Source organism: Janthinobacterium sp. 35, from assembly GCF_002754575.1.
Lineage (GTDB): Bacteria > Pseudomonadota > Gammaproteobacteria > Burkholderiales > Burkholderiaceae_D > Janthinobacterium > Janthinobacterium tructae.
The window spans coordinates 5,637,580-5,654,049 of the sequence record NZ_PEFN01000001.1 but is presented as its reverse complement, the minus strand read 5'-3'; the positions used below and the strand labels follow the sequence as shown (position 1 = coordinate 5,654,049).

Below are 16,470 nucleotides of genomic sequence, written 5' to 3'. Positions count from 1 at the left end.
AGGCGTGCTCACGCCAGGGACCGGTACACCAGCCGGTCCCGGTCGCCGACCAGGCGGTGCAGCACTCGGTCGTGCCAGCTTGGCTTGCCGCCATGGGCCAGTACATGCCGGGCGTAGGCGCAAAAGCGGGCAGCGTCGAGATGTTCGGCGCGCGCGATTCCGCCAAAACGCCCATCCTGCACGAAGAACCTCAGGTGCCACGTGATTTCCGTCGCGCCTGCCACAACGGTTCTTTCGCCACCTTCACGCGTAACGGACAATTGAATCAGGTCCGCGTGGCGTTGCCGCAGCTGGCAAAACAGGTGCCAGGCCTGCATGTCCGGCTGATAGTGGCTGGTCGACACCCCGCGCACCAGCGGATAGTGCCCGGTCCGGCGGGCTATGCGGTCGCAGGCGAACTTCGCCACCACCGTGCGGTGATTGCCGCCGCCATCGGTATACCAATTCTCGCCATCGATGGAGCCGAGTTGGATGCCGTTGTCGAGTTCACCGTTGAAATAATAGCCGGGGTTGCGCTCATATCGGGCAAAGACGTCGCGCATCTTGCCCGGCCTGTATTGCGGTTCCAGCACCGCGTCGCGCCACGATTGTCCTGCATAGTGGGCCGTCTGGCCCACCACATTGCGCATGTCCATGTGCGCGTCGCGTCGCCGGCATTCGCGCACGACGAAATCGTCGAGGCTGGCGCCATGTTGCGCAGGAAACATATCGCGCCATTCGGCAATCGGTTGCTGCGACCACGGCTGCGGCGTGGCCAGGATGTCATCCAAAAGGGTCGTCATTTGTTTCTCCCAAGCACCAGAAAATACTGGCTTACTTGGTATAGAGAACGCAGGCGCTGTGTGACGGCTAAATTGTTCAATTTTATAAAATACAATGATATTACTATTTTCAATAGTCAATAACTATTAATCCAGTTGAAATATTTTACTTCCTTTTGTAAATGAGAATCGTTACTATCTGAATCAAGGATAAGCGAATTCAACAGAGAGGAGCCCCCTTGTTCACTGCCATCAAAACATTCAGCCAGGTCTGCACGCACATGTCGATCGCCTTCGGCCTCGCCTACTTGCTGACGGGGTCGCTCGCGCTCGGTGGCTTGGCCGCCATCATCGAACCGATCATCAATGTGGGCTTGCTGCCATGGCATGAAAAAGCCTGGCACGCGATCCGCCGCCGCCATGCCGCCAGCCACTTGGGCTTTGCCGCCCTGGCCGGTGAAAAGCTGAGCCAGACGGCCTTGCACATGGGCGTGGCGTTCGGCGTCATGTACTGGGCCACGGGTTCCATGGCCTTCGGCGGCTTGCTGGCCGTGGTCGAACCGATCTGCAACGTGATCGTGCTGCCCTTCCACGACCGGCTGTGGGAAAAAGTCCGCAGTCGCCTGGAAAACCGCAGTGCGGCGCCGCTGGCGACGTTGCCTACCTGATATTTTTCACCCAAGAGCAAGGACTGGGGTCGGACCCGGCGGGTCCGACCCCGGCTTTTTGCCGCTGGCCCAAGCCGGTATAGTGGCTGGTTTCAGCCACCGGCAAGGCATGTTTGTTCCTTGCCCGCCCACACGGGCGGCCGCCTTGGAAGCCACGGCGCCGCCCGCTCCAGCTGCGCTGCCAGGCGCAGCAGCGTTCCATCCTGAGCATAGCCCGCCATGAACTGCATGCCGATCGGCAACCCTTCATTCGACATGGCCAGCGGCACGGACATGGCCGGCAAGCCCGCCACGTTGGCCAGCGGCGTGTAGGGCGAGTGCTCGAACAGGCGCGCCGTCCAGCCCAGCCCATCAAGCTGTGCCTCGTCTTTGCCATAACGGCCCAGTTGCCATGGCACGTCCGGCATGGTGGGCGTCAGCAAGACGTCGTACTGGTGAAACAGGGCGGCGGCGTGGCGCGCGACGGTATTGCGCACGTCGAGGGCGGCGACGAAATCGACGGCCGACACCGTCTGCCCGTACCGGTAGCAGGCCAGGGTGGCCGCTTCCAGGGTCGCCAGCGACACGCCGCGCCCGCTTTCCCGCGCCAGGGCGTCTATCCACGGCACCAGATTGGCGCACCAGATGCGGGCATTCGCATGCACGAAGGCTTGCCACGACACGCCCAGCGCAGGCGCTGCTTCTTCCACGTGGTGGCCCAGGCTTTCCAGCAGGCGCACGGTGTCTTGCAGGGCGGTATCGATAGCAGGCACGGGTCGGGCGCCATTGCTGGCGGTACGCTGTACGCCGATGCGCAACTTGCCCGGCGCTACATCCACCTGCGACAGCCAGCTAAAATTGGGCGCATGCGTCACATACGGTTCACCTGCCATCACGCCCTGCACGCAGTCGAGCAAGGCGGCGCTGTCGCGCACCGTGCGGCTCACGCCCAGTTGCACGCCCAGGCCGCTGAAGATTTCGTCCATGGCGGGGCCATTCGAGACCCGGCCACGGCTAGGTTTCAGGCCGAACAGGCCCGTCGATGCGGCCGGCACGCGGATGGACCCGGCCGCGTCCGTCGCATGCGCCAAGGGTACGATGCCGGCCGTCACGGCCGCCGCCGCGCCGCCGCTGGAGCCGCCCGCGCTCAAGCTGACGTTCCACGGGTTGCGCGTGGCGCCATATAAAACGGGTTCCGTGGTGGTGGCGAACGCCATTTCGGGCGTGCTGGTGCGGCCGAAGGTTGTCAGCCCGGCGGCGCGGAACTGCGTCATCAGATGGGAATCAAACGACGCGACATGGCCGGCGCCCAGGCGGCTGCCCACTTCGCTGCGCTGGCCCGCCATGGTGACGGCCACGTCCTTGATCAGAAATGGCACGCCGGCGAACGGCGCCGCGCTGTTTATTTGCGTAACATCCACCGGCCACAGCTCGACCACGGCATTGATCTGCGGGTTGACGGCGGCGCAGGCGCGCTGAGCGGCGTCGTGCAGTTCGGCAGCCGAGACGGCGCCAGTGCGCAGCAGCTGGGCCAGTCCCAAGCCATCAAAGCTTGTATATTCATGGAGTTGCATAGGTTAATTCCTGTAAAAGATGAAGAGTGGAAATCACAGGAACAACTGTAGGGCTTGCGCTATCATAGTGGAAATGAATAGTTGATATGCAAGGTATAGCCATGAACAATTTGCACAAGCTGGACCTGAACCTGCTGCTGACCCTGAACGCGCTGTTGATTGAACGCAACGTCACGCGGGCGGCGGCGCGGCTGCACCTGAGCCAGCCTTCCGTCAGCGTGCAATTGGGCAAGCTGCGCACGGCCTTCGACGATCCGCTGCTCTTGCCCGGTCCGCGCGGCATGCTGCCCACGGCCCGCGCGCTGGCTTTGTTCGCGCCGCTGCAAGCCGTGCTGGCCCAACTGGAGCAAGTCTTGCAGCCGGAATCGGCCTTCGATCCGGCTACCGCCGAAGTGTGCTGGAATCTGGCGGCGGCCGACGCCACCGAGTATGCGATCTTGCTGCCCCTGCTGGCATCCCTGCGCGTGCAGGCGCCGTTGTCGCGCATGGCCGTGTTCGAAGCCGTGCCGGCGCGCATGGCGCACGAGCTGGAAAGCGGCCAGGTCGACCTCGGCTTTTTGGCACAGGAAGAAGCGCCGCCTGGCTTGCGCCACCGTACCCTGTTCACCGAGCATTATGTATTGGCGGGCCGGCGCGACCACCCGCTGCTGCAGGCTGCGCCCGACCTCGATCAGTTTTGCGCGCTGGAATTCATCGTCGTCTCGCCGAACGGCGGCGGTTTCCGCAGCAATGTCGATACGGCGCTGCAGCAGCTGGGGCGCACGCGCAAGGTGGTGCTGTCCGTGCCGCATTTCCTGATCGTGCCGCCCCTGCTGGCAGAGTCCGACATGGTGGCCCTGCTGCCGTCGCGCCTGCTGAAGAATGCGCTGGGCGCGCTGCGCACGTGGGAGCCGCCCGTCACCTTGCCCGACTACGACATGGCCATGGTCTGGCACGAGCGCATGCACCTGGACGCGGCGCACCGCTGGCTGCGCGAGCGCATCATGGCCGTCTGACTTTACACCGCCTTCGGCTTGAGCATGCCCTCCACGATGCCCAGCACGGTCTGGCGCGGCAGCAGTCGCGGCAGCCACGCCAGCAGCCGGTTCGGACGGCCCGCCACGTGACTGCTGCGGCCCCGGTCCAGCGCCAGCAGCGCTTCATCGACGACGTCCTGCGGCGCCATGCGCTTGCCCACGGCCGCTTCGGGCGCGGCTACCACGTCGAAAAAGGCCGTTTCCGTGGCGCCCGGGCACAGGGCCAGCACGCGCACGCCGCGGCTGCGGTTTTCCGCCCACAGCGCTTCCGAAAACGACAGCACGAAAGCCTTGCTGGCGCCGTAGACCGCCATGTAGGGATCGGGCTGCAGGGCCGCCGTTGACGCCACGTTGATGATGGCGCCCCGCCCTTGTACCAGCATGCGCGGCAAGGCGCAGTGCGTCAACTCCATCAGGGCCGTGCAATTGACGGTCACCTCGGCCGCCTGGCGCGCCAGAGCGATGCTCTCGAACCTGCCATGCGTGGCGAACCCCGCGTTATTGATCAGCACGTCGGGCGGCATGCCCAGCGCGCAGGCCTGTGCATGGGCATTCTGGGCGGCGGCGGGCAGGCTCAGGTCGGCGACCAGCGCGTGCGCGCGAATGCCGTGGCGCTGGGAAAGTTCCTTGGCCAGGCTGTCGAGCACGGCGCCCGAGCGGGCAAGCAGCAGCAAATGCGCGCCGCGCGCGGCCAGAGTTTCCGCAAAGACGCGGCCGATGCCGGACGAGGCGCCCGTGATCAGCACGGTTTGATTGGTATAGTTGAAGGCGGTCATGGCAGCGGTGTGAAGTGAATGAAGTTTTCACTGTAAACTGTGGTCTTTAGTCCACGGTCAATAGAAAAATCATGCGCATCGGAGAAATCACCCGCCTGACGGGCGTCAGCAAGGACACGGTGCGCTTCTACGAGCGCCAGGGGCTGCTGGACGAAGCGCCGCAGCCGGGCATGACGAACAACTATAAAGAGTACTCGGCGCAAGCCTTGCGCCGGATCGAGCTGATCGGCCATGCCAAGGCGCTGGGCTTTACCTTGAAGGAAATCGCCGAAGTCATTGCCGTCTGGCAGGAAAACGCGCTCGATGCGGCCACCAAGCGGATCATGCTGGAAACGAAAATCGCGCAAATCGACGACAAGGCCCGCTCGATGGCCGTGCTGCGCGCCGGTCTGGTCGACGCGCTGGCGAAGGTGGAGACGGGCTGCGAGGATGGCGTCGCGGTCGCAAGAAACTTACAAGGATAATCAATGACTTATTACACGCAATACCGCCACCTGGCGCTCGAGGGCGTCAAGCCTGCCCCCACGGCGCAGCAGATCGCCGCCATCGAAACCCTGCTGGAAGCACCGTTGCCACCCGCCTTCCTGGCGTTCCTGCAGGTCGCCAACGGCGCCTGGTTCGACTACACCACGGATGTGCCAGACGGCAATGGTGGCGTGGAAAAAATGGGTTTCAATACCTTCTTCAGCGCCGACGAGGGCGATTTCTGCGATGAAACCCTGGTCGGCGAGATCCGCGCCGCGCGCCAGCATACGGACATGCCGGTGCGCATCCTGCCCTTCGCTCGCGATGGCGGCAATTCCATGGTCTATCTGGACTTGACGGAAGACGGCGGCGGCCGCGTGCTGGCCTATGTACAGGAGTTGCCGGAGTGGACGGGCAAGCGCGCCCACGGTTTCATCGAACTGGCGCCCTCGTTCGATGCCTGGCTGGACTGCCTGTATATCGACCGTGACACGGTGCTCGACGAACTCGAACACAGCGTCTCGGAACCCTCCCACCTGGATGCGATGGAAGAATGGCTCGATATCGGCATGCCCGCCTGGCGCCGCGATGCGGGCATCGCCGCCTTGTTTGCGCTGAAACAAGTCGAACTGTGCGCTAACGAACAGGACTAGTCCTACGGGGATCATCGTGCCTGTCCTATGGGTGTGCGCAGGCTGGGGGCTTAACATTGTCATCAGCTTGCAGAAAAAACCACGCATGCACTCATGATATGAAAGGCATCCCATGCGCATCTCGACCACCAGTTCCCGTACACCCTCCCTGAAAAGCGTGGCCATCGGCGCCGCCGTGGCGCTCTTGAGCGGCATCGCCATCAACAGCATCGCCGCCGCCGCGCCGGGCGCGTACGACAAGCAATTCCTCAGCAAGGCCGCCGACGCGGGCAGCACGGAAATTGCCGCCAGCAAAGTAGCGCAAAGCAAGAGCAGCAATCCCGAGGTGAAGAAATTCGCCGACGCCATGCTTGCCGATCACGCGAAAGTGGCGGACGAGCTGAAACAGCTGGCCAGCAGCAAGCAGATCGAGGTCAGCGACCAGCCCGGCAAGAAGCACCAGGCGCAGATCGACAAGCTGGGCCGCCTGGAAGGCCAGCAATTCGACAAGGAATATGCAGCCAGCATCGGCGTGGCCGCGCACAAGGAGGCCGTGAAACTGTTTACGGATGCCAGCCAGAAAGCCAGCGATCCCGACATCAAGGCCTTTGCCACGAAAACCTTGCCAGCGTTACAACATCACCTGGACATGGCGAACGCCTTGCAGGCGGCATTGGCGAAATAGACCACCATACGCGGGGAAATGCGTGCCGTACGTGCTGTACAGCAAGCATTTCCGCTCTTGACATACAATGCGGCAACTTCGTTTTCGGCCATGCCATGACCTCATGCAGCTACTCAAGAAAACCGGCCTGATCGCCGCCGCCCTCCTGTTCCTCATCTTGCTGGCAGTCTGGCTGTTCATCAAGGTGGCGGCCGCCCGCAACGCCACCGTGTACGCGCAGCAATGGAACGACCAGCGCACGTGCGTGATCAAGACCTATGTGCCGCACTACGGCAACGGCGTGCCGCACAATATCGTGCGCGCCCTCAGCACTTCCAGCTTCTTCCGCGTGTACCACAAGGATGGCTCCTTGCTGGAAAGCACGGAATGGGTGCTGGACATGCATGAAGACGGCATCCTCGACCATGCCCGCTGGGGCCAGAACCAGAACCGCGCCATCTACCCGACCGACATGGGTTACGAAGGCTGGACCTTGCCCGAATGCGCGTGATCGGCGAGCCTTGATGCCGACACCTGCTCCATCAGGCGTGCGCAGCCCCTGGGGCGATATGCCATATGAACCCACGCTGTACCATTTTCTGGGCCCTTTCGACGTGTATGACCGCGAACACACGCTGGGCGTGGAACTGGCCGCCTGGGACATGAACGATCCCGACCAGCGCGCGGCGCTGATACGGCGCGACATCACGGGACAGTACAAGGAACTGGACTACCGCCACCGCCACGCGCTGGTGGCCGTGCTGGCGCAGGCGCTGCAAGATCCCGGTTATGACTTCGGGGTCATCCTCGAGCATGACCCCGAGAGTACCTATGCCCTGCCCATCCGGTGGGATGACATGGCCGACCCGCGCGCCTTCTTTGCCGATATCTACCGCCTGGTGCAGCAAGACTGGCGCGATGACCTGGCGCGCGCGGCTGCGGAAGAGCCATCCGGCTGGTAGCGCAGTGCGGATGCCACACTATCGTATCGATAGTCGGTGACACCGTTTCCCCTCTGAATACTGCTTTTTTTCAATTTGCACGCGGCGTTGCAAAAACGCCCGTCTGAAAAAAATATTTGTTGCACCAGCGCATGTGTGCTGGCATCGCGCTACTATGAATCAACAGCACTTCCCCCACCGTACCGGTTCTCTGCCGGCTTTCCCTGCCGCAATGTGAAGGAGATTTCCATGTCCAAGTTCGCCCCTGCCGTTTGCCTGTCGTTCATGCTTGCCGCCGCCACCCTGCCATCCATCGCCAGCGCGGCCGAAGGCGGCGCCACGCGCCCCGATGCCGAAGCCATGGTCAAGAAAGGCGTGTCCTATATCAAGAGCGCCGGCGACGCCAAGGCGTATGGCGAGATCACGGCCAAGTCGCCGCAATTCATCCTGCACGACCTGTACCTGGTCGTCTACAAGCTCGACGGCACGGTCGTCGCGCATGGCGCCAACCCGAAAATGGTGGGCAAGAACTTGATCGAATTGAAGGATATCGATGGCAAGGCCTTCGTCAAGGAGCGCGTCGATCTGGCCAAGAGCAAGGGCACGTTCTGGCAGGAATACAAATTCACGAATCCGGAAACCAAGAAGATCGAGCCGAAGGTGATGTATTGCGAAAAGCTGGCCGAGACCGTCGTCTGCGGCGGCATCTACCTGTAGCCAGCCGCCGCGCCGCCAGCGCCGGGATGGTACGCCGATCTCTCAACGAATCTCTCAACGAACTTCTCAACGATACGGGCCCGAATGAAAATCGCACAGAAGATGTTGATCGTCCCGGTGGTCGCGCTGGCTTGCCTGCTGGCCATGGGGGCCATGTCCTACTTCGCCATGCAGCAGAACGAGCAGCGCATGCGCGAGCTGAAAGATGTCACCCTGACAGCCGAGCGACTTGCTAGCCAGCAAGCTATTGCCCTGGGCCAGGTGCATGCCGACGTGTATGCGAAGATTGCCATCGCCGCCAGCCTGACGGACGAGCAGTTCAAGCAATTCGGCGCGCAAACGGATGGCCAGCTGAACGCCATCGCACAAGGGTTGACGGAACTCAAGAAATTCTCGGGTGCCGCCACGGAAGCGGCCCAGGCCCTGCCCGGCGTCGAACGCTACCGGGCCAGCGTGGCGCAGGCGCTGGACCTGGCCTCGATGGATCCGAATACGGGCGTGGCGGCGATGCAAAATGCCGCCGGACACTACCAGCAAGTGCGCGGACAACTGCGCCAGGTATTGCTCAACCTCGACCTTCGCACCGCCGACGCCTTGCAGGAAACAAAAAATGCGGGCCAGCGCGCTGGCTGGCTGTCGCTGGGCACCATGGCCCTCGGCTTTGCCTTGCTGGCCCTGATTGCCACCTGGGTGGCGCGCTCCGTGGTGGGTCCCATCGACGAGGCGTGCCGCGCCGCCGAAAGCCTGGCCGCCGGCGACTTGACCATGCGCATCGATGCCCGTGGTGACGACGAGGTGGGCAAGCTGTCGCGGGCGCTGGCCACCGTGGTGAAAAACTGGAATACCTTATTGGGCGAGATACGCCAGGCCGGCTCCACCATCACGGTGGAAGCGAGTGAAATCGCGCTGGGCAATGCGGACTTGTCGGCCCGCACGGAATCGCAAGCCCATTCCTTGCAGGAAACGGCAACGTCCATGCATGCCTTGACCGATACCGTGCGCGAAAACGCCAGCCATGCGCACCAGGCCAACCAGATGGTGCTGTCGACCTCGAACGTGGCGCTGGAAGGCGGCCGCGTGGTGGGCCAGGTGGTCGAGACGATGGGCTCGATCAAGGCCAGTTCCGGGCGCATCGTCGATATCATCGCCGTTATCGACGGCATCGCCTTCCAGACCAATATCCTCGCCTTGAACGCGGCCGTGGAAGCGGCGCGCGCGGGCGAACAGGGACGCGGCTTTGCCGTCGTCGCCACGGAAGTGCGGGGCCTGGCGCAGCGTTCGGCCACGGCGGCGCGCGAAATCAAGCAGCTGATCGAGGATTCCGTGGCCCGGATAGAAACGGGCAGCGAGCTGGCCGACAGCGCCGGGCGCACCATGGGCGATATCGTCGCCTCCGTCAAGCAAGTGACGGAAATCATGAACGACATCACGGCGGCCAGCCAGCGCCAGAGCAAGGGCATCGAGGAAGTCAACAATGCCATCACGGAAATGGATGAATTGACCCAGCGCAATGCCGCCCTGGTCGAGCAATCGGCCGCCGCCGCGCAAAGCATGCAAGACCAGGCGCATGATTTATTGCGCGTGGTCGACGCCTTCCGCCTGGGCGATGGCGGCCCGCCGTTGCTGCCGCGTTAGTGCCGTTGCGGCAACGCGGCCTTGGCGCAGGCCAGCATTTTATGGCCCGCTTCGGCCAGTGCCGGGTCAGGGTCCGCCTGCAAGACGCTGCCCCGGCTGTTCTGATCGTCGTAACTGCCCAGCATGGCCGCATACAGCGAGGCCTGATCCTGCACGCTGCGGGAATTGCCGGGCGCGGCCGGCATGCCGATACTGAAGTAGCTGTACAGGCCGCCTGTTTGTTTCTTGTGGAGCCATTCCATCAATTGCACGATGCGGTACTGTTCCAGCAGGCTCAGCTCGCTGACATTCACGCTGGACAAGGTGTAATACAGTTCCAGCCTGGCCATCCAGTTGCCCTTTGCGCCAGCGGCCACCAGCGCATCCCAGGCGGGGCCTGAGCGCACCTTGCGCACGGCGCGCGGCGCGCCTATCCAGGCATTCACAGCGGCCTGCTCCGGCACGGGACCGTAGTACTCGGGCGCGCGGCAGACGAACTGGCGCGCATCTGGCCCGCCACCCTTGAGCGCGTTGCTCATCTGCGCGGTAATCTTGTCGCCGATGCGCAGCAGGCGCGTGCCATAACTCTCTATGCTCCAGTTCGAAGGCAAGCGACCCAGCCAGGCCAGCGCATCATCGTTGGCCCTGGCCGCCACGGCATAGGCGGCGATTTTGGCTTGCATCTTCACGTCTTTTTGCTGCTCCGCCAGCTTGAGCGCATCTTGCTCTTCATCATGGCGGCTCGTGGTTTTGGCCAGTTGCATGCATTGTTGGAAGGCGTCAGGCGCACCCTGCCAGCATTCGGCCGGGACCTTCAGCTGCCAGCGCATGCTGACAGTTTTCAAAATATAGTTTTCTTCGCCCTCTTCCCCCTTGACGTAGGCGCGGCCGTCCGCCTTGGTCACGCCTTTTGTCAGTTGCTTGCCGCCAGCCGTGCTCCAGGTATACGGGTCATCGTCTTGCGGCACGCCGGGTACGGCGTACAGGGTCAGGTAGTGGCCGGCGGTGGCAGGCGCATCGGCCGCATGGCTCAGCGGCGACAGCAGGGATAAAGTCAGTAAAGTTTTTTTAGGCAACAGTTTCAGCATGTAACAATCGGTTCAATGAAGTTCGGTATGGCAGGCGCAGTCGTGGCCGCTGGCCGCCTCGGACAGGTTTTGTAAAATCGCGCAGTCTTGCGACGGCTGCGGCTGGTCGCACTGGTGGCGCAAGGTCACCAGTTGCTGCTGCAGGGTTTGCAAATTCGCCATCTGCTCGGCGATGCGCAAGATATGGTGGTCGAGCAACTCATTGACGCTTTGGCAGCCTTCGGCCGGGTTGTTCTTAAATTCCAGCAAGGCGCGGATATCGGTCAAGCCGATCTGCAGCGAGCGGCAATGGCGGATGAATTGCAGCCGTTCCTGGTGTTCTTCGCGGTATTCGCGGTAGCCGGCGCTGTTGCGCCCCGGTTCCTGCAGCAAGCCCGCCTTTTCATAGTAACGCACGGTTTCCACGTCACAATCTGTCCGTTTGGCCAGTTCTCCAATACGCATGGCATCCCCTTTTCATTCTTTCTTGCACATTCCGCTTGACCCTGTAGCGACTACAGGGTTTCTAATGGAAGCATACACCAATCCAGAAGGATGATGCGATGCCACACGATAGCCATAATCACGTGCACGACCACAAGCACGACCATGCCCATGACCATGAGCATGAGCATGAGCACAAGCATGCGCACGAACCCAGCCCAGCGCCCAAGGCGGCCGGCTGCTGTTCCAGCCAGCATGCGTGCTCGTCCACGCCTGCCGCCCCATCCGGCCCAGCGCTGCCCAGCGCCCCCATCGCCGGCGCGAGCACGGCCAAATACCGCATCGCCAACATGGATTGCCCCACGGAAGAACGCCTGATCCGCAACAAGCTGGCCACGATGGCGGGCGTGGTGGGTCTCGATTTCAACCTGATGAACCGCGTGCTCGACGTGCACCACACCTTGCCCTCCCTGGCCACGGTGGAGGCGGCCCTGCACGGCATCGGCATGGAAGCGATTCCCATGGAAGCGGACGCGGTCGTCGCGCGCGACCCGAATGAAGGCAGCCTGAGCAGCCTGCAAAAAGGCTTGCTGGTGGTTTCCGGCCTGGCCGCTGCCGGCGCCGAGGCGCTGGCGTGGACCACGCACGAAGACAGTTCGCCCCTCGTCATCGCCCTGGCCCTGCTGTCGATCGCCACGGGCGGCTGGCCAACCCTGAAAAAGGGCTGGATTGCCCTGAAAACGTTCACCCTGAACATCAACTTCCTGATGAGCCTGGCAGTCTTCGGCGCCATCGCCATCGGCCAGTGGCCGGAAGCGGCCATGGTCATCTTCCTGTTCGCCATTGCCGAGCTGATCGAGGGCTTGTCGCTGAACCGCGCGCGTAACGCCGTGCACAGCCTGATGCAGCTGGCGCCCGACACGGCGACGGTGGCCGATGCCAGCGGCGCCTGGAGCCAGGTCAGCGTGGCCACGGTGGCCATCGGCGCAACCATGCGCGTGAAACCGGGCGAGCGCATCGCCCTCGACGGCATCGTGCAAAGCGGCGAGTCGTCCGTCAACCAGGCGCCGATCACGGGTGAAAGCATGCCGGTGGACAAAGCTGTGGGCGACGTCGTGTATGCGGGCACCATCAATGAACGGGGCTTGCTCGACGTCACCGTGACGGCCAACAGCGGCAACAGCACGCTGGCCAAGATCGTCAAGGTGATCGAGGAAACGCAGGGAAAACAGGCTCCGACGCAGCGCTTTGTCGACAATTTTGCGCGCTACTACACGCCCGCCGTGGTCGTGTTTGCCATTCTGGTCGCCGTGCTGCCACCACTGCTGCTGGGCCAGCCCTTCATGGCCTGGGTCTACAAGGCCCTGGTGATGCTGGTCATCGCTTGCCCATGTGCGCTGGTCATCTCCACGCCGGTGACCGTGGTCAGCGGCCTGACGGCGGCCGCGCGGCGCGGCATCCTGGTCAAAGGCGGGCAATTCCTGGAAACGGGTTATCGCATCAAGGCCATCGCCGTCGACAAGACGGGCACCCTGACCATGGGCAAACCGGCCGTGACGGACGTGGTGGCCTTGGAAGGCAGCGACCGCGACGCCATCCTGCTGCTGGCCGCCAGCCTGGACGCGAACTCCGCCCACCCGCTGGCTGCCGCCATCGTCAAGGCGGGGCCACCCGCCGGCAGCCACCTGCCCGTGACCCAGTTTGCCGCCCTGCATGGGCGCGGCGTGCAAGGCAATATCGATGGCCAGACGTATTACTTGGGCAATGCGCGCCTGATGACGGAATTGAAGCTCCTGACGCCGGAGCTACAAGCCATCCTGGCGCGGCTGGAGCAGCAAGCGTACACGGCCATGGTGCTGGCCAGCCCGGCCGGCGCGCTGGGCGTGATTGCCGTGGCCGACGTGCTGCGTCCAACGGCAGCGGCGGCCATCGCCAGATTGAATGCGCTGGGCGTGACCACCGTGATGCTGACGGGAGATAATTTGCTCACGGCGCAGCGCATCGCGGCCGAGGTGGGCGTCAGCCTGGTCAAGGCGGAATTGCTGCCGGAAAACAAGCTCGATGAAATCAAGGCCTTGCAGCAGCAGTTCGGCGTGGTGGCCATGCTCGGCGACGGCGTCAACGATGCCCCGGCCCTGGCGCAGGCCGACATCGGCTTTGCCATGGGCGCGGCCGGCAGCGACACGGCCATCGAAACGGCGGACGTGGCCCTGATGGATGATGAACTGGGCAAGTTGCCCGAATTTATCAGCCTGAGCCAGCGCACGCGCAGCATCCTCGTGCAAAACATCAGCTTTGCCATCGGCATCAAGGCCGTCTTCTTCGGCTTGGCCCTGGCCGGCATGGCAACCCTGTGGATGGCCGTGTTCGCCGACGTGGGCGCCAGCTTGCTGGTGGTGGCCAACGGGCTGCGCTTGCTGCGCAATAACAAGCAAGCATAGTCCCACTCAGAAATATTTCCATCTGGACAATTGCTGTAAAAAACGCTACTTTGGCGGCTGTTCCCCACCGCCGCCAAAGTAGCCGATGACCTTCCTGCCCCGCCTGACCCTGCTGACCACTCTGCTGGCTGGCACCTCGCTGCACGCCGAACCGATGTTTTTCACGCCCTGCTCCGATACGGCCGCTCCCGGCAGCCTGTGCTCGGGCTTGAACGTGCCAGGCAGCTACGATGCCCAGGGCCGCGCCGTCGGCGAGGCGGACGCCATGCACGTCTTCGTGCGCAAGTTTGCCGCCGACGTGCCTGCCGGCAAGCCCGCCAAGGGCACTGTGTGGCTGGTGGCGGGCGGTCCCGGCGAATCGGGCGCCTCGTTCTACAGCCTGCTGCCCACCTTGCGCCGCGGCTTTCCCGGCTTTGAATTCCTGATCCCCGACCACCGCGGCACGGGACATTCGTCGCGCCTGTGCAAGGTGGAAGAATCCGAACAAAGTCCCGGCGGCCGCGCCCTGGCGGGCGCCGAATGGGCCAGCTGCTTTACGGGCATCAACCTGATGCCGGAATACGCGGCGCAGTTTTCCATCACCACGGCCGCGCGCGACTTGAAGGCCTTGATCGAAGGCGAACGGAGCACGGGGCACAAGCACACCAAACCGCCCGTGTATGTATACAGTGTGTCGTACGGCACGCAGCTGGTCTTGCGCACCTTGCAGCTGGGGCCGCTGCCCGTCCAGGGCGTCATTTTTGATTCGCTGGTGCCGCCGCAAACGGATGCGCGCTGGGACTTGAGCCAGCGCTCGCAGGTGGTCAACCAGGTCGGCATGCAAGTGCTGTCCAACTGCGACGCGGATGCATCTTGCCATGCGGCACTGAGTGAACCGGCCGAAACGCTGTACCGGCGCGTGCTGGACAAGGCGCAAGCCGACCCCGCCCTGCTGGCGAAGATTCCGGGCAAGAACCTGAAAACCTTCCTCGGTGGCATGCTCGACGTGCCGGCCGCGCGCGCCCGCATCGCGTATCTGCTGCGCGACCTGGACCAGGGCGGCGAAACGGAACTGGCATCCGTGCGCGCCACGCTGACGCAGGCGGCGGCCGGGCTGGGCAGTTATCCCCAGTCGCCGCTGTCGATTCCGCTGGTCAGCATCATCAGCAATTCGGAAAACAACCTGCAGCCATCGTTGCGCCCTGGCTGGACCGCCGCCGACATCGACCGTGACGAGGCGGACTTGCTGTTTACCAGTCCCCTGCCGCGTATCCTGCTCGGTGGTGGCTTGCCGACCTACGCGCGCGACGTCTATTTCGGCGCTTTGCCGGCAAAAGTGCCGCCGATGCTGGTGCTGCAGGGAACCCTGGACCCGAAAACGCCGTACGCGGGCGCGCAGGCGCAAGTCCAGGCTTTGACGCAGAGCAAGGCCGGCAAGGTGGCCCTGTCGACCGTGCACAACGCGCCGCATTTCATTTTATGGACGGCGCCCGCCTGCTTTGAACAGGCCAGCGCCCGCTTTATTGCCGGCAAGACGGTGCAGGATTGCACATTGTAAGTATTAAACCCCAAGGCAAGGGGTCGGACCCCCAGGGTCCGACCCCAGTTTCTGCTTTCGGGTTGAACGTTTTCCCGATGCCTCGTCGTTATGGAACATTCTGTCAGGATAATATGCGCAAAATCTGTTCAGTACTTTCACTACTGTCCGGCCTGGGGCTTGTCCAGGCAGCCGAACCCGCTTTTTCCGCTGGCACCATCTGCGCCTCGCCCGCGCAGCCCGTGCGCGAACAAGGTTACGTGCCCATCAACGGCATCGGGCAATGGATCACGCTCACGGGCGCCGCCTGCGGCAATCCCGTGATCCTGTTCATCCATGGCGGTCCGGGCAATGCCTTGAGTCCGTACGCGGATGCCATCTATGCCGGCTGGGAACGCCACTACACGCTGGTGCAATGGGACCAGCGCGGCGCGGGCATGACGTATGCAAAACAGCGCCCGACGGACGACGTGCCCTTGAAGGTGGAACAGATGCGCGACGACGGCATCGCCGTGGCCCGCTATCTGCAGCAGCACCTGGGCCAGCAAAAAGTCATTTTGATGGGCAGTTCCTGGGGATCGATTCTGGGCGTGCACATGGCCAAGGCGCGCCCCGACCTGTTCCACGCGTATGTCGGCACGGCGCAGGTGGTCAATGCGCGGGACAATGAGAGCGGCATGTACCGGGAAGTGATGGCGCTGGCGCAGGCGGCCGGCGATACCCCCACGGTGGACAAGCTGACGGCGCTCGGTGCGCCGCCATGGACGGATCCGCGCAACTTCGGCATCTTGCGCCGTTTCGACCGCAAATATGAAGGATTGGCAACGGATGCGCCGCCCAAGCACTGGTGGCAGCCGGCGCCGTTCTACGCCACGGCGCAAGCGCTGGCCGCCGCCGAGGCGGCCGATGACTATTCGTACATCCAGTTCATCGGCCTGCGCGGCGACGGCATGTTTGCCAAGGTTGACCTGCCCGCGCTGGGCACGCGCTTTGACTTGCCCGTGTTTTTCATTATGGGCGAAGCGGACTTGCTGACCTCGCCCGCCATCGCGCGCACGTATTTCGACAGCATCACGGCGCCGTACAAGAGTTTTACCCTGGTGAAACGCGCCGGGCACGACCCCAACCAGGCCGTGCTCGACGCCCAATGGACCGTCTTGCGCGAGAAGGTGGCGCCGCTGCTCAAGCGTTGACG

17 protein-coding genes are annotated in these 16,470 nt (G+C 63.3%); 12 read left to right on the top strand and 5 right to left on the bottom strand.

Annotation, left to right across the window (positions count from 1 at the left end; translation table 11 throughout):
- Positions 1-8 precede the first annotated feature (8 nt).
- Positions 9-782: a hypothetical protein gene (locus tag CLU93_RS25185; protein WP_099763836.1), complete on the bottom strand. Its 774-nt coding sequence runs from the start codon at positions 780-782 to the stop codon at positions 9-11.
- A gap of 218 nt (positions 783-1,000) precedes the next feature.
- Here CLU93_RS25185 and CLU93_RS25180 point away from each other — a divergent pair, with 218 nt between their 5' ends.
- Positions 1,001-1,429 carry a DUF2061 domain-containing protein gene (locus CLU93_RS25180; RefSeq protein ID WP_099763835.1) on the top strand — a complete coding sequence of 143 codons (429 nt, stop codon included), beginning with the start codon at positions 1,001-1,003 and terminating at the stop codon, positions 1,427-1,429.
- 92 nt (positions 1,430-1,521) lie between these two features.
- On the opposite strand, the gene CLU93_RS25175 is transcribed toward CLU93_RS25180, so the two are convergent.
- Entirely contained in the window at positions 1,522-2,982 is a 1,461-nt protein-coding gene (locus tag CLU93_RS25175; protein WP_099763834.1) for an amidase, read from the bottom strand.
- 101 nt (positions 2,983-3,083) lie between these two features.
- Here CLU93_RS25175 and CLU93_RS25170 point away from each other — a divergent pair, with 101 nt between their 5' ends.
- Positions 3,084-3,977 (top strand): LysR family transcriptional regulator, encoded by an 894-nt coding sequence (locus CLU93_RS25170; RefSeq protein ID WP_099763833.1) that lies wholly within the window; start codon positions 3,084-3,086, stop codon positions 3,975-3,977.
- Positions 3,978-3,979: 2 nt separating this feature from the next.
- Here the strand turns inward: CLU93_RS25170 and CLU93_RS25165 are convergent, their stop codons facing one another.
- Positions 3,980-4,774 carry an SDR family NAD(P)-dependent oxidoreductase gene (locus tag CLU93_RS25165; RefSeq protein WP_099763832.1) on the bottom strand — a complete coding sequence of 265 codons (795 nt, stop codon included), beginning with the start codon at positions 4,772-4,774 and terminating at the stop codon, positions 3,980-3,982.
- Positions 4,775-4,845: 71 nt separating this feature from the next.
- Between CLU93_RS25165 and CLU93_RS25160 the strand changes: the two genes are divergently transcribed.
- From CLU93_RS25160 to CLU93_RS25130, 7 genes are all read left to right on the top strand, one after another.
- The gene (locus CLU93_RS25160) at positions 4,846-5,238 is read left to right on the top strand and encodes a MerR family transcriptional regulator (protein WP_099763831.1); all 393 of its coding nucleotides are present in this window, start codon (positions 4,846-4,848) and stop codon (positions 5,236-5,238) included.
- A gap of 3 nt (positions 5,239-5,241) precedes the next feature.
- Positions 5,242-5,892, top strand: a complete 651-nt coding sequence (locus CLU93_RS25155; protein ID WP_099763830.1) for an SMI1/KNR4 family protein — start codon at positions 5,242-5,244, stop codon at positions 5,890-5,892.
- Between the two features lie 112 nt (positions 5,893-6,004).
- Positions 6,005-6,556: a DUF4142 domain-containing protein gene (locus CLU93_RS25150; protein ID WP_099763829.1), complete on the top strand. Its 552-nt coding sequence runs from the start codon at positions 6,005-6,007 to the stop codon at positions 6,554-6,556.
- Between the two features lie 103 nt (positions 6,557-6,659).
- On the top strand, positions 6,660-7,046 hold the full coding sequence (locus tag CLU93_RS25145; protein ID WP_099763828.1) for a hypothetical protein: 387 nt from the start codon (positions 6,660-6,662) through the stop codon (positions 7,044-7,046).
- A gap of 58 nt (positions 7,047-7,104) precedes the next feature.
- Positions 7,105-7,497 carry a hypothetical protein gene (locus CLU93_RS25140; protein WP_099763827.1) on the top strand — a complete coding sequence of 131 codons (393 nt, stop codon included), beginning with the start codon at positions 7,105-7,107 and terminating at the stop codon, positions 7,495-7,497.
- A 228-nt stretch (positions 7,498-7,725) separates the two neighbouring features.
- Positions 7,726-8,193 (top strand): cache domain-containing protein, encoded by a 468-nt coding sequence (locus tag CLU93_RS25135; RefSeq protein WP_099763826.1) that lies wholly within the window; start codon positions 7,726-7,728, stop codon positions 8,191-8,193.
- A gap of 84 nt (positions 8,194-8,277) precedes the next feature.
- Positions 8,278-9,828: a methyl-accepting chemotaxis protein gene (locus CLU93_RS25130; RefSeq protein ID WP_257225090.1), complete on the top strand. Its 1,551-nt coding sequence runs from the start codon at positions 8,278-8,280 to the stop codon at positions 9,826-9,828.
- Here CLU93_RS25130 and CLU93_RS25125 read toward each other — a convergent pair.
- Positions 9,825-10,895 (bottom strand): hypothetical protein, encoded by a 1,071-nt coding sequence (locus CLU93_RS25125; RefSeq protein ID WP_099763824.1) that lies wholly within the window; start codon positions 10,893-10,895, stop codon positions 9,825-9,827. The two genes, CLU93_RS25130 and CLU93_RS25125, sit on opposite strands and share 4 nt — an antisense overlap.
- Before the next feature lie 12 nt (positions 10,896-10,907).
- A complete protein-coding gene (cadR, locus tag CLU93_RS25120; protein ID WP_034787498.1) occupies positions 10,908-11,339 on the bottom strand; it encodes a Cd(II)/Pb(II)-responsive transcriptional regulator in 432 nt (143 codons plus the stop codon).
- A 98-nt stretch (positions 11,340-11,437) separates the two neighbouring features.
- On the opposite strand from cadR, the gene CLU93_RS25115 reads away from it, so the two are divergent.
- The 3 genes from CLU93_RS25115 to CLU93_RS25105 all read left to right on the top strand — a co-directional run bounded on the left by CLU93_RS25115 (position 11,438) and on the right by CLU93_RS25105 (position 16,468).
- Complete coding sequence (locus CLU93_RS25115; RefSeq protein WP_099763823.1) at positions 11,438-13,759, top strand: heavy metal translocating P-type ATPase; 2,322 nt, start codon at positions 11,438-11,440, stop codon at positions 13,757-13,759.
- Positions 13,760-13,844: 85 nt separating this feature from the next.
- Positions 13,845-15,296 (top strand): alpha/beta fold hydrolase, encoded by a 1,452-nt coding sequence (locus CLU93_RS25110; RefSeq protein ID WP_099763822.1) that lies wholly within the window; start codon positions 13,845-13,847, stop codon positions 15,294-15,296.
- 113 nt (positions 15,297-15,409) lie between these two features.
- Positions 15,410-16,468: an alpha/beta fold hydrolase gene (locus CLU93_RS25105; protein WP_099763821.1), complete on the top strand. Its 1,059-nt coding sequence runs from the start codon at positions 15,410-15,412 to the stop codon at positions 16,466-16,468.
- Positions 16,469-16,470: the final 2 nt, after the last annotated feature.